Genomic DNA, 18904 nt, shown 5'->3' on the forward strand with positions numbered 1-18904 from the left:
GCCGGCACGTCACAGAAACAGTGTCGCCCGCAGGAACCAACGGGCAATCAGAACGCTTGTGGCTGGGAAGGCAGACCCGTCCTTCAGGCGGCTGCCGTTTCATGTCGGAGGACGAGATGAGTCTGATGAAATCCCTTGCCCGGGTCGCGGCCGGCGTCATGCTGGCCAAGGGGATCGGGACCATGATGAAGAATGCGCAGGCCCGCCCGGCCGGCAGCCCCGGAGCGGGGACGGGCACGACGGCAAGCGCAGGTGGCTCGCGGCCCCATTCGGGCAGCATTCTGGGCGACCTGCTCGGCAATAATTCGGATCATCCGGGGACTTCCAAGGCGGGATCGGGCGGGCTTGGCGACATCCTTGGCCAAGTCCTCAGCGGCCGCCCCGCTGGTGCGGGCGGCGGCAAGCCCTATGGCGGCGCGCATTCCCCCGCGAGTGGTGGGCTGGGTGGCATCCTGGACCAGCTGACGCAGGGCCGGCTCGGCAGCGGCGGATCGGCGGGCGGCGCCGGGCGCCCATCCTCAAGCGGAGGCGGCAGCCTTGGTGACATCTTGGCCGGAGGCGCCGCTGCGGGTGGCCTTGGCGGGATCCTGGGCGAGCTTCTGGGCGGAGGCCAGGCCCGTGCGGGCACGCCCGCGCCCGCTTCGCCTTCCGGCGGGCTGGCGCAGAAGGACTCGCAACCGACGAATGATTCCAGCTTCGGCGATCTTTTCAACGACGCGCTGGCAAGCGGGGGTGAACCGCAGACCGCCCCCACCCCGGAACAGAATGCCGTGGCGGGGCTGATGCTCAAGGCAATGATCCAGGCCGCCAAGTCCGACGGCAAGGTCGACGAGGTCGAGCAGGCGCGGCTGATGAAGGAATTCGGCGAACTCGATGACGAGGATCGCGCCTTCATCCGCGAACAGATGGCCGCCCCGGTCGATCCCGCGGCTCTGGCGCGCGAGGTGCCGCGGGGCATCGGGCCGCAGGTCTATCTGATGTCGGTCATGGCCATCGACTTCGACAACCGCAAGGAAGCCGAATACCTGCACGCGCTGGCGACCTCGCTGGGGCTGGACAAGGCGACGGTGAACGCGATCCACGAAAAGGTCGGGGCCACCCAGCTTTACGCCTGATCGAACAGACCAAGCTGGCGCGGGGCATTCCCTGCCCCCGCCTCTTCCAGCGCGGAAAGGGTGATCCCCAGCAGCCGCACCCCATGCGGATCGGCGAAGACCGGTTCAAGCAGGTCGCAGGCGATGGCCAGCATCTGGTCCCGGCTGATGACCGGGACGGGCAGCGATCTTGCCCGCGTGATCTGGCGGAAATCCCCGTATTTCACCTTGAGCGTGACCGTCCGCCCCGCCTTGCCCGAGGCGGTGACATGCCGCCAGACCTTGTCCGCCAGCGGCGCAAGCTCGGCATGGGCGGCAGAGATGTCGCGCAGGTCGTCGAAAAACGTGTTCTCCGCGCCGACAGACTTCCTGACCCGGTCCGGCTTCACCTCGCGGTGATCAATTCCGCGCGCAATATTCCAATAATAGGTCCCCGACTTGCCAAAGCGCGCGGTCAGGAACTCAAGGCTTTGCCGCGCCAGATCCGCCCCGGTCAGGATGCCATGCGCCTCCATCCTCGCCGCCGTCGCGGGGCCGACGCCGTGAAATCTGCCGATCGGCAGGGACTGGACGAACTCTGCCCCGGCTTCGGGCGGGATCACGAACAGCCCGTCGGGCTTGCGCTGATCCGAGGCCAGCTTCGCCAGAAACTTGTTGTAGCTGACCCCGGCCGAGGCGGTCAGCCCCGTCACCTCGCGGATGCGGGCGCGGATCTCCTGCGCGATGCGGGTCGCCGTGCGCCCCTCAAGGTAATCGGTCAGGTCCAGATAGGCTTCGTCCAGGGACAGGGGTTCGATCAGCGGCGTATAATCGGCAAAGATGTCGCGGATCTGCTGGCTGACGGCGCGATAGACGTCGAAGCGCGGCTTGACGAAGATCAGGTCGGGGCACAGCCGCTTTGCCCGCATCGAGGGCATGGCCGAGCGCACGCCAAAGGGTCGCGCCTCGTAGCTGGCGGCAGCGACGACGCCGCGCTGAATGCCCCCCACGGCGACCGGCTTACCGCGCAAATCGGGGTTGTCGCGCTGCTCGACCGACGCGAAAAAGGCGTCCATGTCCACATGGACGATGCGGCGGATGCGTTCGCTCTCGCCGGTCACGCGAGGATGCGGGCGTCCCCCGCGGTCAAGCCTTCGCCCATGCGGTCGAAGCGCATATGGGCGATCGCGCGTCCACCCGACTGGGTGAACAGCGTCCCGGCCTCGCGCCCGTCGGCCATCAGGATCGGGGTGCCGACCGGGGCCTCGCCGTCGATGCCGACCGTGACCAGCCCCTTGCGCAACTCGGTCTTGTGCTTCATCCGCGCCGTGACCTCCTGCCCGACATAGCAGCCCTTGCGGAAATCGACGCCGTGCAGGCGCTCGAACCCGGCTTCAAGGATGAAGGTCTCGTTCGGGATCAACTCGGCAAGCGTCTCGGGGATGCAGTGCTCGACCCGGATGGCATCGAAATCGGTGCCGTCGTCCTGCCCGATACTGCCGTAAAGCCGCCATCCCAGCGCCTCATGCCGGGGATCGGCGATGGCGGCGTCCGGCATATCGCCCACCCCGCGGGAAACCAGCAGGTCCGTCGCCTCGATCGTCGCGGCCGAGCGCAGCTTGTACATCGACAGCCGCCGCACCAGATCGTCGGCCAGCCGCGCATCCACGTCGATCAGCAGCCGCTCGCCCTCGGGCACGATCAGGAAATCGGACAGATATTTGCCCTGAGGCGTCAGTAGCGCGGCCCAGCAGGGGACATCCCCGACCTTGTTCGTCACCAGCCCTTGCAGAAACGCAATCCGATCCGCCCCCGAGACCGCCAGTATCCGCCGCATCACTTCTCTCCGAACTGCAGTTGGACGAGCGCCGCATAGGAGCCGCCTTTTTCCATCAGTTGGTCATGGCTGCCCTCTTCGACAACCCGCCCGGCCTCCAGCACGATGATCTTGTCGGCGCGGCGGATGGTGGACAGGCGGTGCGCGATGACCAGCGTGGTGCGGCCGACGGACAGCTTGTCCAGCGCCTCCTGCACCAGTCGTTCACTTTGCGCGTCAAGCGCGCTCGTCGCTTCGTCCAGCAGCAGGATCGGCGCATTGCGCAGGACCGCGCGGGCAATCGCGACGCGCTGGCGCTGGCCGCCGGACAGGGCTGAACCGCGCGGACCGGCGGGCGTATCCAGCCCTTGCGGCAGCGGGTCGACGAAATCGGCGACATGGGCGGCCTCGATCGCGCCGCGCAATTGCGCCTCGTCCTCGGGATGGCCCAGAAGGATGTTTTCGCGCAAGGTTTCATCAAAAAGCGCGGCATCCTGGCTGACGGTCGAGAACTGATCCCGCAGGGTCGCCAGATCGAACTGGGCCAGCGGCACGCCGCCCAGAGTGATCTCGCCCGATGCGGGATCGATCATGCGGGTCAGCAGGTTGAAGACCGTCGACTTGCCCGCGCCCGAAGGCCCGACCAGGGCCGTCGTTTGCCCGGCCTCGGCGGTGAAGGTCAGCCCGTTCAGCACCGGATGCCCGTCATAGGCCAGTCGCACGTCGTGAAGCCGGACCGTGGTGTCCGGCGGTGGTTCGCGCCGCGGCCCCGACGCGATCGAGGGGCGCATGTCCAGGATCTCATAGATCCGCTCAAGGCTGGCGGCGGCGGTTTGCCAGGTCCCGGCCAGGCTGCCCAGGCGGCGCAGCGGCTGAAACGCCAGCGCCATCGCGGTGAAGAAGGACATGAAGTCGCCGACGGTGCGTTCGCCCGACATCACCTCGGCACCGCCCAGCCACAGCACGCCCATGAAGCCGATGCCGGTCACGATGTCGACCAGCGCGGGCACCGTCGCCCCGATCGCCGACATCTTGATCTGGCCGACGCGGATGCGGTCCACGATCTGGGCGAAGCGACCGGCCTGGTAATCCTCCATCCGGTTCAGCTTGACCGCGTTGATGCCGTGCAGCACCTCGTCCAGCCGGGTCGCGCGCTGGCTGGCATTCTGGCGGTTCTGGCGCATCTTGCGCCGGATATAGCGTTGGACCAGCACCATCGGCAGGATCAGCAGGGGCGCACCGATCAGCGCGGCCAGCGTCCATTCCGGATCGACCGCGACCGCCACGCCGAACAGCGAGACAAGCGAGACGATGTCGCGCCCCATCCCCGAGATGAAGGTGGACCACACGCCCTGCACGGCGATCGAGTCGCCCTGCACCCGTTCGATCATCGCGCCCGGCGGGTTCTTCTGGAAGAAGCCGCTGTCCAGCGTCATGACATGGCGCAGCATGTCGGTCTGCATCCGGGTCGAGACCGCCAATGAGACCGAGGTCATCAGGCTGCGGTTGATGACAAAGGTCGCCGCGCGCAGCATGAACAGCGCGAAGATCACGCCGCCCACCCACCAGATCGCATTGCTGTCCCCACCGACGAAGACGCGGTCGAACAGCGGCTTCAGCATCCAGCTGAGCAGCCCCAGGGTCGAGCCCTCCAGGACCAGGAAGAACAGGGCAAGGATGATCCTTGCCCAATAGGGGTGCAGGTAATCCCGCCACATGCGCGAGAACAGATTGGCCGTCTTTTGTAATCTGTCCGCCATCTGGTGCTTTCCGGGTCCAATTCCGCCAAGGCATAAGCCGTGCGGCTTCGGGCGGCAAGCCGGGGTTGAATTCCCGCGTGGCGTTGACCTTGGCGCGGCGCGGGCCTACCGATTGGCGCGTTCGTCAGAAAGGCCTGCTGAAAATGAGCTTTGCCCAGGGTCGCCCGGTTGTCGCCATCCCCGGCCCCTCGCCCGTTCCGGATCGCGTCCTGCGCGCGATGCACCGCCCCTCTCCCGACATCTATGGCCCGGACATGGCGCGGGAAAACCGTGCCATGATGGCCGGGCTGAAACGGCTGGCCGGCACCTCGGCGCATTGCGTCCCCTATATCGGGAACGGCCATGCCGGCTGGGAAGCGGCGAATGTGAACCTGTTCAACCGCGGCGATCTGGCGCTGGTCGTGACCTCGGGGCATTTCGGGCGCGGCTGGGCGCAGACCGCGCAAAGCCTGGGGATCCGCATCGAGACGCTGGATTTCGGCCTGTGCCCCCCCGACCCCGCGCGTCTTGCCGAACGCCTGGCCCGCGATCCGGGCCATGAGATCAAGGCGGTGCTGGTCTGCCAGGTCGACACCGCCAGTTCGGCGCGCGCCGACATTCCCGCCTTGCGGCGCGCCATCGGAGAGCATCCGGCCCTGTTCGTGGTCGATGCCATCGCCTCGCTCGGATGCGAGCCGATGTTCATGGACGAATGGGGCGTAGACCTGCTAGTCTCGGCCAGCCAGAAGGGTCTGATGCTGCCGCCCGGCATGGCGTTTCTGTGGTTCTCGGACCGCGTCCGCGCGCTTGGCCGCACCGACCTGACCACCCCCTATTGGGACTGGGCCCCTCGCGCCGACGCGACCGAGCTTTGGCAATTCTGGAGCGGCACGCCCCCCGTCCAGCACATATTCGGCATGAACGAGGCGCTGGCACTGCTTCTGGATGAAGAAACCCTGCCCCATGCCTGGGCCCGGCACGAGGCGCTGGCCCGTGCGACCTGGGCCGCGCTTGATGCCTGGGGCCAGGGCGGCAGCGGCATTTCCGCCGTGGTCGCGGATCCGGCCGGGCGCGCGCGCTCGGTCACGGCGGCGACGGTTCCGAATGCCACCGTATTGCGGACATGGGCGCAAGAGAAGGCTGGCCTGACACTCGGCGTGGGCCTTGGCGCGGCCGACCCGGAGCACGGGATGCGCATCGCCCATATGGGCCATGTCAGCGCCCACCAGCTGCTGGGAACGCTGGCCGTGATCGAGGCCGGGATGGACGCGCTTGGCATTACCCACGGCCCCGGCGGGATCGAGGCCGCGGCCCGGCTGATCGCGAAGGCGGCCTGACCATTGCCCGAAGGCAGCGTCGCATGGGTATTGGGGAAACGGTGAAGATGCGCCGCATCGCGCGGTGAAGGCCGTTGCCCTGCCCCGCGCCTCGCGCCATTTTCGGCGCAAGGCTCCTTTCACCGGAATCTTCCATGCGCCTGACGACTCCGCCCGAATTCCACTCGGAAGCGATCCTGACGGATACCGATTTCGGGCTGCTGGACCGGATCCTGCGGGCCGAGGCCGAGGAGCACGGCCTTGACCTGCATGACGGCCATGGACGCTCGACCTGGTGCGAGACCGAAATGGGCGAGTTCGGCGTCAAGCGGCGGGGCAATGACGCGCTGGTCTTTGCCCGCGCGCACAGCCCGGAATGGCTCGCCTCGATCCAGGAGGCGATTTTCGAGCATCTGTCCGAGACACTGCCCGATCTGGGTCAACGCCTGCGCTGGTCCTCGCCCGCCGATGCGGGCAAGATCCCCCTGAACTTCTCTCTGGCGCGGGTCGAGCGCGTCGACCGGATCAGCGCCGACTTCGTGCGGATGCGGCTTGCAGGTCCCGACCTGCGCCGCCTTGCGACGCGGGATTCGATCCATTTTCGTCTGGTCCTGCCCTCCACAGGGGACACCGCGCCCGAGTGGCCCCGGATCGGCGAGAACGGCCAGACCGTCTGGCCCAAGGGCGACAAGGCCCTGCATCGCCCCGTCTATACCGTTCGCGCCATCGACGAGGCCCAGGGTTGGCTGGACTTTGACATCTTTCTGCATGCGGGCGGGCGTGTCAGCGAATGGGCCCTGTCGGGACCAAAAGGTCGCACCGTCGGATTGAGTGGGCCGAATGGCGGCGGCATCCCCGATGCGGCAAGCCTGGTTCTGGCCGGGGATGAAACCGCATGGCCCGCCATCGCGCGCATCCTGGCCGAGCGTCCCGATGCCGATGCAAGCGTCTGGCTGATGGGTGCGCGCGCCGATTACCCGCTGCCCCTGTCCACGCGCACCCGCGTCACCCACCTGCCGGAAGGGCCCGGGGAACTGGTCCGAATCCTGCGCGAAACTCCCCCCTCGCCCCAAACCATGCTGTGGATGGCATGCGAGAAAACCGTGCTTGCGTCCCTGCGCGGCTTTCTGCTGGACGAGTTGGGGCATGACCGCCACCAGACGCATCTTGGCGCATACTGGACACGGGCGGTCACGCAGAACTTCCCTGCGTAATAGTTGACAATTTTACCCTGAAGTCAGATATGACCCGCAATGCCGCGGCCAAGGCCGATGACCTGCATCTTTTGCAGGCCTCCTTACCAAGCGTCAGCGGACGGACCTATGCCGAAGAGACGAAGGATCGCCATGAGCCACCTGTCGCTGCCGCGCCTGCGCGCGGGCACCGCCCTTACGCTTGCCTGCCTGATGTTGGCTGCGCCGATTCATGCCCAGGAAGCCGGCGGCACACCACAGGCCCCGGCCATGGACCAGCAACCTGCCCCGGTGCCCGCGACCCCCGACTCGGCCGCGCCTTCTCCCCAGGCGACCCCGGCCCCGGCAGCGGATGCACCGGCAACGACGACGTCGGCCCCCACGGCGGCCGCGCCGCAACCCGCCAGCGATCCCGCGCCGGCTTCAGTGACCCCGTCTGTCCCCGAAACCACCGCACCCGCCGAGACGGCGCCGGTGCCCGTCGTGCCGGCGACCCAGCCCGAGACGGTCCCGCAGGCCCAGTCCGGGGGGATCCTGCCGCAGATCCTGCAAGACGCGCTGGACCCGCTGACCCCGGCCGAACGCGACCCCAACCTGCCCCATGACCTGTCGCCCATCGGGATGTTCCTGGCCGCCGACTGGGTGGTCAAGGGCGTGATGATCGGCCTCGCTTTCGCCTCGGTCGTGACATGGACCGTGCTGATCGCCAAGTTCCTTGAACTGGCAGGTGCGCTTGGCCGGGTCCAGTCGGGCATCCGCCGGATCGAGGCCGCGGCAAGCCTGCCGGCCGCACTTGGCGCGATCGGCGCGCGCCGCGACCCCGTCTCGCGCATGATCCGCGCCGCCGCGACCGAATATGACCGCTCGGCCCCCGCGCTGGACCAGGCCGGCGATTCCGGCCTGAAGGAGCGCGTCGATTCCCACCTTGACCGGATCGAGGCCGTCGCGGGTCGCCGCATGGGTCGCGGCACCGGCGTCCTGGCCACCATCGGATCGACCGCGCCCTTTGTCGGCCTGTTCGGCACCGTCTGGGGCATCATGAACAGCTTCATCGGCATTTCCGAGGCGCAGACGACCAACCTTGCCGTCGTCGCCCCCGGCATCGCCGAGGCGCTTCTGGCGACGGCGATCGGCCTTGTCGCGGCCATTCCGGCGGTCGTCATCTACAACGTCTTCGCCCGCGCCATCACCGGCTATCGCCTGCGGCTGGCCAATGCCGCGGCCGGTGTGAAGCGCCTTGTCAGCCGCGACCTGGACTTCCGCGGCACCGACCAACGCAGCGAGGTCTGATCCATGGCCGGAGGCATCCGCGAATCCCACGGCGACGATCTGGTCGAGAACCACGAGATCAACGTCACGCCCTTCATCGACGTGATGCTGGTGCTGCTGATCATCTTCATGGTGGCGGCGCCGCTGGCGACGGTCGATGTCAATGTCGACCTGCCGGTTTCGAACGCGACCCCGGCCCAACGTCCCGACCAGCCAATCTGGGTCACGGTCAAGCCGGACCTGACGCTGGCCCTTGGGAACGAAGACATCGCACCGGGCGGGCTGGCCGCGGCGCTGGCCACCGCGACCGGCAATGACCATGAAAAGCGCATCTTCCTGCGCGCCGACAAGGCCGTCACCTATGGCGACCTGATGGGTGTGATGAACACCCTGCGCGAGACGGGGTATCTGAAAATCGCGCTGGTCGGGCTTGAATCGACCGCCGCAGTACCCGCGACGCCAGCCAGCACCGCCGCAGCCGCGGCCGCTGCGACCCCTGCGCCCGCCCCCGCACAGGCCCCCGCGCCATGAGCGAGGCGCGCAACCCGATCCTGCGCGAAGGCGCGCTTTGGGGTTCCGCGGCCCTGATCGTCGTCGCCGCCCATCTGGGCGGCGCGCTGTGGATCATGCACCGGGCCGAGGCGGCGGCACCGCCGGGACTGCCCGATGCGGTCTATGTCGAACTGGCCCCCATGCCTCAAGCTGCGGCGCCGATGGACGAGGCCGAATCCGAGCAGGTTGAGGAGGCCGCACCCGATCCCGAACCGCAGCCCGAGCCGGAACCCGAACCAGAGCCCGAGCCGGAACCGGAACCCACACCCGATTTCGCGCTGGCCGAGCCGCTGCCGGAACTTGAGCCGCTGCCGGACATGAACACGCTGTTCCCGCCACCTCCCGACGCCGTGGTCATCCAGAAATCTGTCCGCCCGAAGACCCGCCCCGAGCCGCCCGACCCGGAGGAGCCGAAGGTGGTGACGCAGCAAGTGGTGACCAAGAAGGAAGAGAAGAAGAAGGAAAAGGCACCTCTGGTCCAGGAGGAGCTCAAGGCCTCCACCACCGTCCGCGCCCCCAGGGCCGAGCGGACAGCATCGCAGCAATCCGGGGAGCAGCCGAGCCCGAGGCAGGTTGCGACGTGGGAGTCCAAGATCAACTCGGCCGTGTCGCGACATATGCGACGTGCGCGCGTCGCGGATAAGCGCGGCAAAGGATCGGTCTCGGTCACCGTCGCGTTCACGATTTCGCCGAACGGCGCAGTCTCGAACGGCAGGCTGCAAAGTTCAACGGGAGATGCTCGGACAGATGCTGCGCTTCAGCGTCAAGCGGCCAGTTTGCCGCGGATGCCGGCCCACCCTTCTGGCAGGTCGATCCCGCTCGTGCTGCCGGTGAGGATCGACTTCTAACCGCCTAAACTCAACGCCCCCGCCCCCAGCGCCTCGACCCCCAGAACGGGGGCGAGGCCGCGGATCACGGCGGCCAAGGCGCGGGCATCGCCCTCGGCATCGGCATTGCGCCGCCAGACCACGGCCAGATCGCGCGACGGCGCGGGCTCGGCAAAGGGCACGACCCGCAGCCGGCCATCGCGGTTCTCATCCGCCAAGGCAAGACGGGGGATCAGCGTCATGCCCATCCCGCTTGCCACCATCCGCATCAGGGTGGCCATCGACGCGGCCTCAAGGTTCACCTTGCTGCGCGGGCTGCGCATCCCGCAGACATCCAGCGCCTGATCGCGCAGGCAATGGCCGTCCGCCAGCAGCAGCAACCGCTCGACCTCGATATTTTCTGGGCGCGCGGGTCCGGAAAGATAGGATTCGTCGTCTTCGGACATCGCGATCAGGAACGTGTCGCGCAGCACCGGCTCGGCCTCGATCCCCGCGGGACCGGCAGGAAGCGCCATCACGCCCGCGTCGAAACGATGGCTCGACACCCCCTCCAGCAGCTTGTCGGTGACGACCTCGTGCAGTTCCAGATCCAGCGAGGGATGGCCATGGCGCAGCGCCGGGATCAGATGCGGGATCAGATAGGGTGCAACGGTCGGGATGATCGCCAGCCGCAGCCGCCCCGACAGGGCCGACCGCCCCGCCCGCGCCACCGCCTGAAACCGCTGGGCATTGTCCATCAATTCGCGGGCAATGGGCAAAAGCCGCTCTCCCAGCGCGGTCAGGCGCACGGGGCCGGTCCCGGCGCCACGTTCGAACAGCGCGCCGCCCAGCCGCGCCTCAAGCTGGGCGATCTGGCTGGACAGACCCGGCTGCGAAACGTTCGATACCTCGGCCGCGCGGCCAAAGCTGAGAAGCCGCGCGACGGCAAGGAAATAGGTGATCTGGCGCAGGGTAAAGTTCATAATCCGAACTTATCACAGCATCGGGGAATGAAAAACGCGGCTTTCGCCCCGATCAGGCAGCTTTCTCGGGCCGCCAGACCAGCAGCTTGTCGATCCGGCGACCGTCAAGGTCGACGACCTCGATCCGCCAACCGTCCCACTCCACGCAATCGCCCACCTGCGGAATCGCTCCGGCGAGGTCCAGGACCAGCCCGGCGACCGTCGAGAAGTCGCGATCCTCGGACAGCGGGACCGACAGGCGATCGGCGAATTCGTCGACCGGCATCCAGCCCGCGACCAGCAGGCTGCCATCCTCGCGCTGGACCAGCTTCGGTTCGTCATCGTCCATGCCCGAGAATTCGCCGGTAATCGCTTCCAGCACGTCCATCGGCGTAACCACGCCTTCAAAATGGCCGTATTCGTCATAGACCAGCAGCATCTGCCCCGGCGAGGCGCGCAGCCGCGAGATCACCTCGGGCGCATCCATCGTCTCGGGGATGATCGGGGCGGCCTTCATCACCTCGCGCAAGTCAAAGGACTGGCCATTGACCGAGATCAGGTCGGCGCTGGCGACGACGCCGACCATCGCGTTCTCGTCGCCGTCGCTGACCGGCAGGCGAGTGCGGTGACTTTGCTGGAACTTGCGCGCGATGGTCGCGAAGCTGTCCTTCAGATCGACGGCGATGATGTCGCGGCGCGGCGTCATCAGTCCGCGGGCGCTGCGGTCGGCGATGCGCATGACCCCCGCGATCATCTCGGTCTCGGCCCGGTGCATGACGCCCGCATTCTCGGCCTCGGCGATGACCAGCTTGATTTCTTCGTCCGAGATGCCGCGATCGTCCTCTCCGGTCTGGCGCAGCAGTTTCAGCACAAGCTTGCCCGAGCGGTCCAGCAGCCAGACCAGCGGCGCCGCCACGCGCGAGATGCCCCGCATCAGCGGCGCGACCCGGACTGCGACCGTTTCAGGAGAACGCAGCGCGATCTGCTTGGGGACAAGCTCGCCCAGGATCAGCGACAGATAGGTGATGGCGACAACCACGCCCCCCATGCCCAGCGGCTGCGCCAGCGAAGGCGGAACGCCCCAGCCGGGCAGCGCGGCGGCAAGGCGCGTGCCCAGCGTGGCCCCTGAAAAGGCGCCCGACAGCACGCCGACCAGCGTGATGCCGATCTGGACCGAGGACAGGAAGCGACCCGGATCATCGGCCAGGCGGATCGCCGTTTCGGCCCCGCGATTGCCCCGGTCGGCCAGCACTTTCAGACGCGCGGTGCGCGACGAGACGATGGCCAGTTCCGACATGGCCAACAGGCCGTTGATCAGTGTCAGAAGGATGACGATGGAGATTTCAATCCACATTGAGAAGGCTCGGTTCCGCTAAGGATGCAGGCGCAGGCTCATGCCAGCGCGCGTGAAAGTAGAAAGATGGTCGCCTTGATCATCGCGTAGACGACCCCGACCGCGATGACGAAAGAGACGATGCCGACCAGCCCCCCAACTGCGACCCACAGCCCGTCCCGGCCGAGCAGACCCAGCATGGCCAGGCTGATCGCCAGTGCGGGCAGCATGTTGCCAAGGGGCACGGGCAGGACCAGCACCAGCGACAGAAGCAGGCACAGCCCGCCGACGATCCGCTGCGCGACCTCGCCCGCCAGGGACTGAAGCCGGGGTCGCAGCATCCGTTCCAGCCAGGCCAGTGCAGGCGTCACCCGCCGGACCAGGGCCGTGAATGTGGCACGTGAAACAGAACGCTGCGCGATCAGGGGGGCAGCCAGGGCTTCTGCGCCATCATCATCTGATAGCTCAGATAGACCAGCGGCAGGCCCAGCACGGCAGACATGCCGGGGGGCGCGGGCAGGACGTTCGGGGCGGCGAAGATCAGGATCAGCGCAGCCAGCGAGCGCCCGGGCAGCAGGGTCAGAAGGTCGCGCATCGAGATGCGCTGGTGTACCCCCTCATGCGCAAGATCGGCCAAGCGCTGCGAGAGACTCTGGCGCGCATCGGGGTCGTGGGGGCCGGGCTCCGGCAAGGGATCATCCCCGGGATCGGGGACGAGGGGTTCGACATCGCCCGGCCCGCATTGTCGCGGAGGCTCGGAACTGTCGGAAGGGGCGTCGATCATCGAAGGTCGGCGGCTGTTTTCCGTGAAGGTGAGGCCCTAATGTAGCGAAAACGGCCGCGGGAACAACCAAAGATCCGAATTCCCGCGGTCAAATCCACGAATCCGCCGAAACGCGCCGCACCCGCAGGCAGGCGACGCGTCGGCACGCGCCGCCCGAAAGCGCATCAGCGGGGGCGGAACAGCTCTTTCAGGGTCGAAGGCTGCGAGCGCAGATATTGCGGCGCGGCCGTGACGCTGGCCCCCAGTTCCGCTGCGACATGCCAGGGCCAGCGCGGGTCGTAAAGCACGGTGCGCGCCACGGCGACCATGTCGGCGTCGCCGGTGGCCACGATCGCCTCGGCCTGATGGGCCTCGGTTATCAGCCCCACGGCAATGACCGGGATCGAGACCGCCTGCTTGACCGCACGCGCCAGCGGCACCTGATAGTTCGGGCTGACCGGAATCTTCTGGCGCGGGTCCAGCCCGCCGCTGGAGACGTGGATCGCATGGCAGCCCCGCGCCTCAAGCTCGCGCGAGATCGCGACGGTGCTGTCGCTGTCCCACGTCCCCTCGGTCCATTCGGGGCTGTCCACCCAATCCGTGCCGGACAGCCGCACGGTCACGGGATAACCTTCGGGAACGGCCGCCTTCACCGCGTCGAACACCTCCAGCGGGAAGCGCATCCGGTTTTCCAGGCTGCCGCCATATTCGTCGCTGCGCCGGTTCGACAAAGGCGACAGGAACTGATGCAGCAGATAGCCATGCGCGGCATGGATCTGGATCGCGTCGATTCCCAGCCGGACCGAACGGCGCGCGGCTTCGGCAAAAGCGTCGCGCACGCGATCCATGCCGGCGCGATCAAGGGCGGTCGGGGCATTGTCCGTCGCTGCAATCGGCAGGTCCGAGGCCGAAACCGTCTGCCAGCCATTCGTGGCATCAGGCGCGATCTGCGCCCCGCCGTCCCAGGGTTTCGCAGTCGAGGCCTTGCGCCCGGCATGCGCCAGCTGGATCGCGATCGGCATGTCCGACCAGTCCCTGACACCCTTCAGCACGCGCGCCATCGCCGCCTCGGTCGCGTCGTCCCACAGGCCCACGTCGCCATAGGTGATCCGCCCCTCGGGCAGGACCGCGCTCGCCTCGATCGTCAGGATGCCCGCGCCCGATTGCGACAGCATTCCCAGATGCATCAGGTGCCAGTCGGTCATCTTGCCGTCCTCGGCCGAATACTGGCACATGGGCGCGATCACGATGCGGTTGGCAAGGGTCGAGCCGCCGATGGAAATCGGCTCGAAAAGCTTGGACTGGGGCATGAGGCCCTCCTGCTGATGGTTCCCGAATTGAGTTAGGCAGCAGAAGGGCCTTGGCAAGTCCCGCCTAGAAACTGTTCCGTTCGTGATAGGTGCGCAGGAAGGACTGGATGCGCGGATCCGCGGGCTGGTGCAGGATGCGGTCGGGGGTGTCGACGCCGACCAGCTCGCCCTTTTCCATGAAGGCGACCCGGTCCGCGACATGGGCGGCAAAGCCCATCTCGTGGGTGACGACGACCATGGTCATCCCTTCGTTCGCCAGCGCCTTCATGACATTCAGCACTTCGCCGACAAGCTCGGGGTCCAGCGCGCTGGTCGGCTCGTCGAACAGCATCAGCTGCGGTTCCATCGCGATGGCGCGGGCAATGGCGACGCGTTGCTGCTGGCCGCCGGACAGGCGCGAGGGGTGGTTGTCCATCTTGTCGCCAAGGCCGACCTTGGTCAGCGCCTCGGCGGCGCGGCCATGGGCATCGGTCTTCGACAGGCCACGCACGCGGATCAGCCCCTCGGCGACATTCTCGCGCGCGGTCATGTGCGGCCACAGATTGAACTGCTGGAACACCATGCCGATGGACCGGCGCATCTCGCGCAGGCGGCGACCCGACATCTTCTTGCCGGGCGCGTCATAGCCGATCAGCTTCCCGTCGATGCGGATTTCACCGCCATCATATTCCTCGAGGAAGTTGATGCAGCGCAGAAGCGTGGACTTGCCCGAGCCGGATGGCCCGATCAGGCAGGTGACCTTGCCCGGCTGGATGTCCAGACTGACATCCTTCAGCGCGTGGAAGGGGCCATAGAACTTGTTGACCTTGCGGATCTCGACGGCAGAAGCCTGCATCGCTCAGGTCCTTTCGATCAGATGTTTGCTGATGCGCGTCTCAAGCCGGCGGCCAAGACGCGAGATGGTTTCGACCAGAACCCAGAAGAACAGCGCCAGGACGAGGTTGGCCTCGAGATAGCGGAAGGTTTCGGCCGACATGCGGTTCACCTGATACATCAGCTCGGGCACGGTGATGATGGACAGGATCACGGTTTCCTTGGTCAGGATGATCGAGAAGTTGATCAGCGCCGGCAGCGCGGAAACCAGACCAAGCGGCAGCAGGATGCGCCGCACGATAGAAAGCTCGGTCATCCCGATGGCGCGGGCGGCCTCGATCTGGCCATGCGGCACCGCGCGGAACCCCGAGCGGAAGATCTCGGCGAAATATGGGCTGCCGTAAAGGGTCAGGCCCAGAAGGCCCGCGGGCAGCGCATCAAGCCGCAGCCCGATCAGGGGACCGCCGTAATACAGCACGAACAGCTGCACCAGAAAGGGCGTGCCGCGGATGATCTCGATATAGGCCTGAATGATCCAGCGCACCCAGCGCGGGGCATAGCGCTGGACCAGCGCGATCAGCAGACCCAGCCCCATGCCGAAGATGGTGCCAAGGATCCAGCACAGGATGGTGATGCCAAAGCCCCTGAGGAGCGCAGGGCCGTATTGCTGAAAGATGCTGAAATCCATCAAACGGCCGTCCTGTGTTCGAGATAGCGGCCCAGTGCCGCAAGGCACAGGTTGATCGCCAGATAGATGATGGCCGCGGCGATATAGACCTCCAGCGGGCGGAAGGTCGTCGCGGCCTGCGCCTGGCTTGCGCGCGTGATTTCAAGGATGCCGACGACCGAGACCAGCGAGGATGCCTTGACCAGCAGGATCAGTTCGTTGACCAGCGCCGGCAGCGACATGCTGAAGGCTTGCGGCAGGATCACACGGGTCCAGACGTCGCGCGGCCCCATGCCGATCGCGGTGGCCGCTTCGGCCTGGCCCTTGGGCAGCGCCGCGATGGCACCCCGCCAGATTTCCGAGATATAGGCCGAGGCGCAGATGCCGACGCAGATCACGGCCGCCGCGATCGGCGGGATGTCGATGCCGATCACCGGCAGCGTATAGTAGAAAACCAGAAGCTGCACGAGCAGCGGCACGCCGCGCAGGAAGCTGACCCAGACCGACGCGAAGCGGCGCAGAAGGCCATAGGGCGACAGGCGTGCGGCACAGATCAACGTCCCGATCACCAGCCCCAGCACGATCCCCAGGACCGAGATCAGCAGCGTATAACGCGCCGCCCAGACGAGCGGCCAGAAACTTTCAAGAAAGACCGGGATGGAAAACATGCATGTCTCACCTTGGCCCAGAAAGACGGGCGGAGGAATGCGTCCCTCCGCCCGCTGACAGGCTTACTTCGTCGGAACTTCGCGGGGCAGCTCGGTATAGGAACCCAGCCACTTTTCCTGGATCGCCTTGACGCGGCCGTCATCCGTCATCTTCAGCAGGGCGTCGTTGATCGCCTTGGCAAACGAGTCGGAATCCGCATCCTTGCGCAGCACCCACGAGAAGTACTTCGGCTCGCCGAACTTCGCCGGCTCGAACAGCGCGAAGGATTCGGGGCGGTTCTTGACCAGGTAGGTCAGGTTCGGCAGCGAACCCGCGACCGCATCCAGACGGCCCGCGGCGAGGTCGGCATAGGCCTCGTCGGTGGTGCCGTATTCCTTGATCGTCACGCCGCCCAGGCTCGCGCCATAGGCTTCAAGCTGCTTGAACTGCGCGGTGCCCTGCTGGACGCCGACGGTCTTGCCCTTGATGTCCTCGGGCTTGGCCAAGTCGCTGTTGGCGGCCTTGACCAGCGCAACGGTGGCATCGGCGATCGGCAGGGTGAACGTGTAACGCTCAAGCCGTTCGGGCGTGATGGTCACGGGGGCGATCACGATATCGAACTTCTTGACCTCAAGGCCCGGCAGCTCGGCGGTCCAGGGAATGTCCTGATAGACCGGTTCGACGCCGATTTCCTTCGACACTTCGTCAAACAGATCCTTGGTCATCCCTTCATAGGTGCCGTTGTTCAGCATGTCGAAGGGCGTGTAGTGCATGTCGGTCGCAGTAACGATCTTGCCCGCCGCCTTGATGTCGGCCAGCTGGTCGGCCGAGGCCGCCGTGCCCGCGCCAAGCGCGATCAGGCTGACAAGCGCGGCCCGCAGGGTCATGTTGAAACTCATGTCTTTCTCCTTGTTGGTCGGGTGATGGGGGCGACGGCGGTTCGTTGCGTCGTCGTCCCCCTTGGATCAGAGAATGCCGGGCAGATTCAAGCCATGCTCACGCGCGCAATCCTGCGCGATGTCATAACCTGCATCCGCATGACGCATCACGCCCGTCGCCGGGTCGTTCCACAGCACGCGGGCAATGCGCCGGTCGGCATCTTCGCTGCCATCGCAGCAGATGACCATGCCCGAATGCTGGCTGAAGCCCATGCCGACACCGCCGCCGTGATGCAGGGACACCCAGGTCGCGCCCGATGCTGTGTTCAGCAGCGCATTCAGCAGTGGCCAGTCGGACACAGCGTCCGAGCCGTCCATCATCGCCTCGGTTTCCCGGTTGGGCGAGGCGACCGAACCCGAGTCCAGATGGTCGCGGCCGATCACGACCGGGGCCTTAAGTTCGCCATTGCGCACCATTTCGTTGATAGCCAGACCCGCGCGGTGGCGATCCCCCAGACCGATCCACATGATCCGCGCCGGCAGGCCCTGGAACGCGATGCGCTCCTGCGCCATGTCCAGCCAGTTGTGCAGATGGTGGTTGTCCGGGAACAGTTCCTTCATCTTGGCGTCGGTTTTGTAGATATCCTCGGGGTCGCCCGACAGGGCGGCCCAGCGGAACGGCCCGACACCACGGCAGAACAGCGGGCGGATATAGGCGGGCACGAAGCCGGGGAAGGCGAAGGCGCGCTCGAAGCCCTCTTCCAGCGCCATTTGGCGGATGTTGTTGCCATAGTCGACGGTCGGGATGCCGGCATCCGCAAAGGCGACCATCGCCTCGACCTGAACGCGCATGGAGGCGCGAGCGGCCTTTGCGACGCCCTTCGGGTCGCTTTCCTGTTTCGCGCGCCATTCCGCGACGGTCCAGCCGATCGGCAGATAGCCATGCACCGGGTCATGCGCGCTGGTCTGGTCGGTGACGATGTCGGGGCGGACACCGCGCTTGACCAGTTCCGGGAAGACCTCGGCAGCGTTGCCGATCAGGGCCACGGACTTTGCCTCGCCCGCCTTGGTCCAGCGGTCGATCATCGCCAGCGCCTCGTCCAGGTCGTGGGTCTTTTCATCGACATAGCGGGTGCGCAGACGGAAATCGGCGCGGGTCTCGTCGCATTCGACGGCCAGACAGCAGGCCCCGGCCATGACGGCGGCCAGCGGCTGCGCGCCGCCCATGCCGCCAAGGCCGCCCGTCAGCACCCATTTGCCTTTCAGGTTGCCGTCATAGTGCTGGCGCCCTGCCTCGACAAAGGTCTCGTAGGTGCCCTGAACGATGCCCTGCGTACCGATATAGATCCACGAACCGGCGGTCATCTGGCCGTACATGGCCAGGCCCTTCTTATCCAGCTCGTTGAAATGGTCCCAGTTCGCCCAGTGCGGCACCAGGTTCGAGTTCGCGATCAGCACGCGCGGCGCGTCCTTGTGGGTGCGGAAGACACCGACCGGCTTGCCGGACTGGACCAGCAGCGTCTCGTCCTCTTCCAGCTTGCGCAGGCTGTCGACGATCAGGTCGAAATCCTTCCAGGTGCGCGCGGCACGGCCGATGCCGCCATAGACTACCAGCTCATGCGGGTTCTCGGCCACGTCGGGATGCAGGTTGTTCATCAGCATCCGCAGCGGTGCCTCGGTCAGCCAGCTTTTCGCGGTGATCTCGGTTCCGGTCGCGGGATAGATGTCGCGGGTGTTGTGACGGGGGTTGTCCATGTCATGCCTAC

At 66.6% G+C, this 18904-nt stretch carries 19 protein-coding genes; 6 read left to right on the plus strand and 13 right to left on the minus strand.

The window, feature by feature from the left end:
• The first annotated feature begins 125 nt into the window (after positions 1-125).
• On the plus strand, positions 126-1115 hold the full coding sequence (locus RM190_RS01355) for a tellurite resistance TerB family protein (protein WP_311757580.1): 990 nt from the start codon (positions 126-128) through the stop codon (positions 1113-1115).
• On the opposite strand, the gene dinB is transcribed toward RM190_RS01355, so the two are convergent.
• From dinB to RM190_RS01370, 3 genes are read right to left on the minus strand one after another with little or no spacing between them, the layout of a single operon-like run.
• Positions 1106-2194 carry a DNA polymerase IV gene (gene dinB, locus RM190_RS01360; protein WP_311757581.1) on the minus strand — a complete coding sequence of 363 codons (1089 nt, stop codon included), beginning with the start codon at positions 2192-2194 and terminating at the stop codon, positions 1106-1108. The genes RM190_RS01355 and dinB overlap by 10 nt on opposite strands.
• Positions 2191-2910, minus strand: a complete 720-nt coding sequence (gene ygfZ, locus RM190_RS01365; protein WP_311757582.1) for a CAF17-like 4Fe-4S cluster assembly/insertion protein YgfZ — start codon at positions 2908-2910, stop codon at positions 2191-2193. The genes dinB and ygfZ overlap by 4 nt, the downstream gene beginning before the upstream one ends.
• Entirely contained in the window at positions 2910-4649 is a 1740-nt protein-coding gene (locus tag RM190_RS01370) for an ABC transporter ATP-binding protein (RefSeq protein ID WP_311757583.1), read from the minus strand. Before RM190_RS01370 ends, ygfZ begins: the two co-directional genes overlap by 1 nt.
• A 143-nt stretch (positions 4650-4792) precedes the next feature.
• Here RM190_RS01370 and RM190_RS01375 point away from each other — a divergent pair, with 143 nt between their 5' ends.
• The 5 genes from RM190_RS01375 to RM190_RS01395 all read left to right on the plus strand — a co-directional run bounded on the left by RM190_RS01375 (position 4793) and on the right by RM190_RS01395 (position 9806).
• Entirely contained in the window at positions 4793-5965 is a 1173-nt protein-coding gene (locus RM190_RS01375; RefSeq protein WP_311757584.1) for a pyridoxal-phosphate-dependent aminotransferase family protein, read from the plus strand.
• Between the two features lie 134 nt (positions 5966-6099).
• Positions 6100-7158, plus strand: a complete 1059-nt coding sequence (locus RM190_RS01380; RefSeq protein WP_311757585.1) for a siderophore-interacting protein — start codon at positions 6100-6102, stop codon at positions 7156-7158.
• A 132-nt stretch (positions 7159-7290) separates the two neighbouring features.
• The gene (gene exbB, locus RM190_RS01385) at positions 7291-8427 is read left to right on the plus strand and encodes a tonB-system energizer ExbB (protein ID WP_311757586.1); all 1137 of its coding nucleotides are present in this window, start codon (positions 7291-7293) and stop codon (positions 8425-8427) included.
• Between the two features lie 3 nt (positions 8428-8430).
• Positions 8431-8937, plus strand: a complete 507-nt coding sequence (gene exbD / locus RM190_RS01390) for a TonB system transport protein ExbD (protein WP_311757587.1) — start codon at positions 8431-8433, stop codon at positions 8935-8937.
• On the plus strand, positions 8934-9806 hold the full coding sequence (locus tag RM190_RS01395) for a TonB family protein (RefSeq protein WP_311757588.1): 873 nt from the start codon (positions 8934-8936) through the stop codon (positions 9804-9806). The genes exbD and RM190_RS01395 overlap by 4 nt, the downstream gene beginning before the upstream one ends.
• Here the strand turns inward: RM190_RS01395 and RM190_RS01400 are convergent.
• The 10 genes from RM190_RS01400 to hutU all read right to left on the minus strand — a co-directional run bounded on the left by RM190_RS01400 (position 9803) and on the right by hutU (position 18893).
• Complete coding sequence (locus RM190_RS01400) at positions 9803-10747, minus strand: hydrogen peroxide-inducible genes activator (RefSeq protein WP_311757589.1); 945 nt, start codon at positions 10745-10747, stop codon at positions 9803-9805. The genes RM190_RS01395 and RM190_RS01400 overlap by 4 nt on opposite strands.
• Positions 10748-10799: 52 nt before the next feature.
• A complete protein-coding gene (locus RM190_RS01405) occupies positions 10800-12080 on the minus strand; it encodes a hemolysin family protein (RefSeq protein ID WP_311757590.1) in 1281 nt (426 codons plus the stop codon).
• A gap of 38 nt (positions 12081-12118) precedes the next feature.
• On the minus strand, positions 12119-12430 hold the full coding sequence (locus tag RM190_RS01410) for an exopolysaccharide biosynthesis protein (protein ID WP_390907727.1): 312 nt from the start codon (positions 12428-12430) through the stop codon (positions 12119-12121).
• A gap of 50 nt (positions 12431-12480) precedes the next feature.
• On the minus strand, positions 12481-12843 hold the full coding sequence (locus RM190_RS01415) for an exopolysaccharide biosynthesis protein (protein ID WP_311757591.1): 363 nt from the start codon (positions 12841-12843) through the stop codon (positions 12481-12483).
• A gap of 164 nt (positions 12844-13007) precedes the next feature.
• On the minus strand, positions 13008-14132 hold the full coding sequence (locus RM190_RS01420; RefSeq protein WP_311757592.1) for an NADH:flavin oxidoreductase/NADH oxidase: 1125 nt from the start codon (positions 14130-14132) through the stop codon (positions 13008-13010).
• 64 nt (positions 14133-14196) lie between these two features.
• Positions 14197-14967, minus strand: coding sequence for an amino acid ABC transporter ATP-binding protein (locus tag RM190_RS01425; RefSeq protein ID WP_311757593.1), 771 nt, complete (start codon positions 14965-14967; stop codon positions 14197-14199).
• Between the two features lie 3 nt (positions 14968-14970).
• Positions 14971-15633, minus strand: a complete 663-nt coding sequence (locus RM190_RS01430; RefSeq protein WP_311757594.1) for an amino acid ABC transporter permease — start codon at positions 15631-15633, stop codon at positions 14971-14973.
• Complete coding sequence (locus RM190_RS01435) at positions 15633-16280, minus strand: amino acid ABC transporter permease (protein WP_311757595.1); 648 nt, start codon at positions 16278-16280, stop codon at positions 15633-15635. The genes RM190_RS01430 and RM190_RS01435 overlap by 1 nt, the downstream gene beginning before the upstream one ends.
• Before the next feature lie 63 nt (positions 16281-16343).
• Positions 16344-17159, minus strand: a complete 816-nt coding sequence (locus RM190_RS01440) for a transporter substrate-binding domain-containing protein (RefSeq protein WP_311757596.1) — start codon at positions 17157-17159, stop codon at positions 16344-16346.
• A gap of 66 nt (positions 17160-17225) precedes the next feature.
• On the minus strand, positions 17226-18893 hold the full coding sequence (hutU, locus tag RM190_RS01445) for a urocanate hydratase (RefSeq protein ID WP_311757597.1): 1668 nt from the start codon (positions 18891-18893) through the stop codon (positions 17226-17228).
• Positions 18894-18904: the final 11 nt, after the last annotated feature.

The organism is Paracoccus broussonetiae (genome assembly GCF_031854425.1).
Taxonomy (GTDB): domain Bacteria; phylum Pseudomonadota; class Alphaproteobacteria; order Rhodobacterales; family Rhodobacteraceae; genus Paracoccus; species Paracoccus broussonetiae.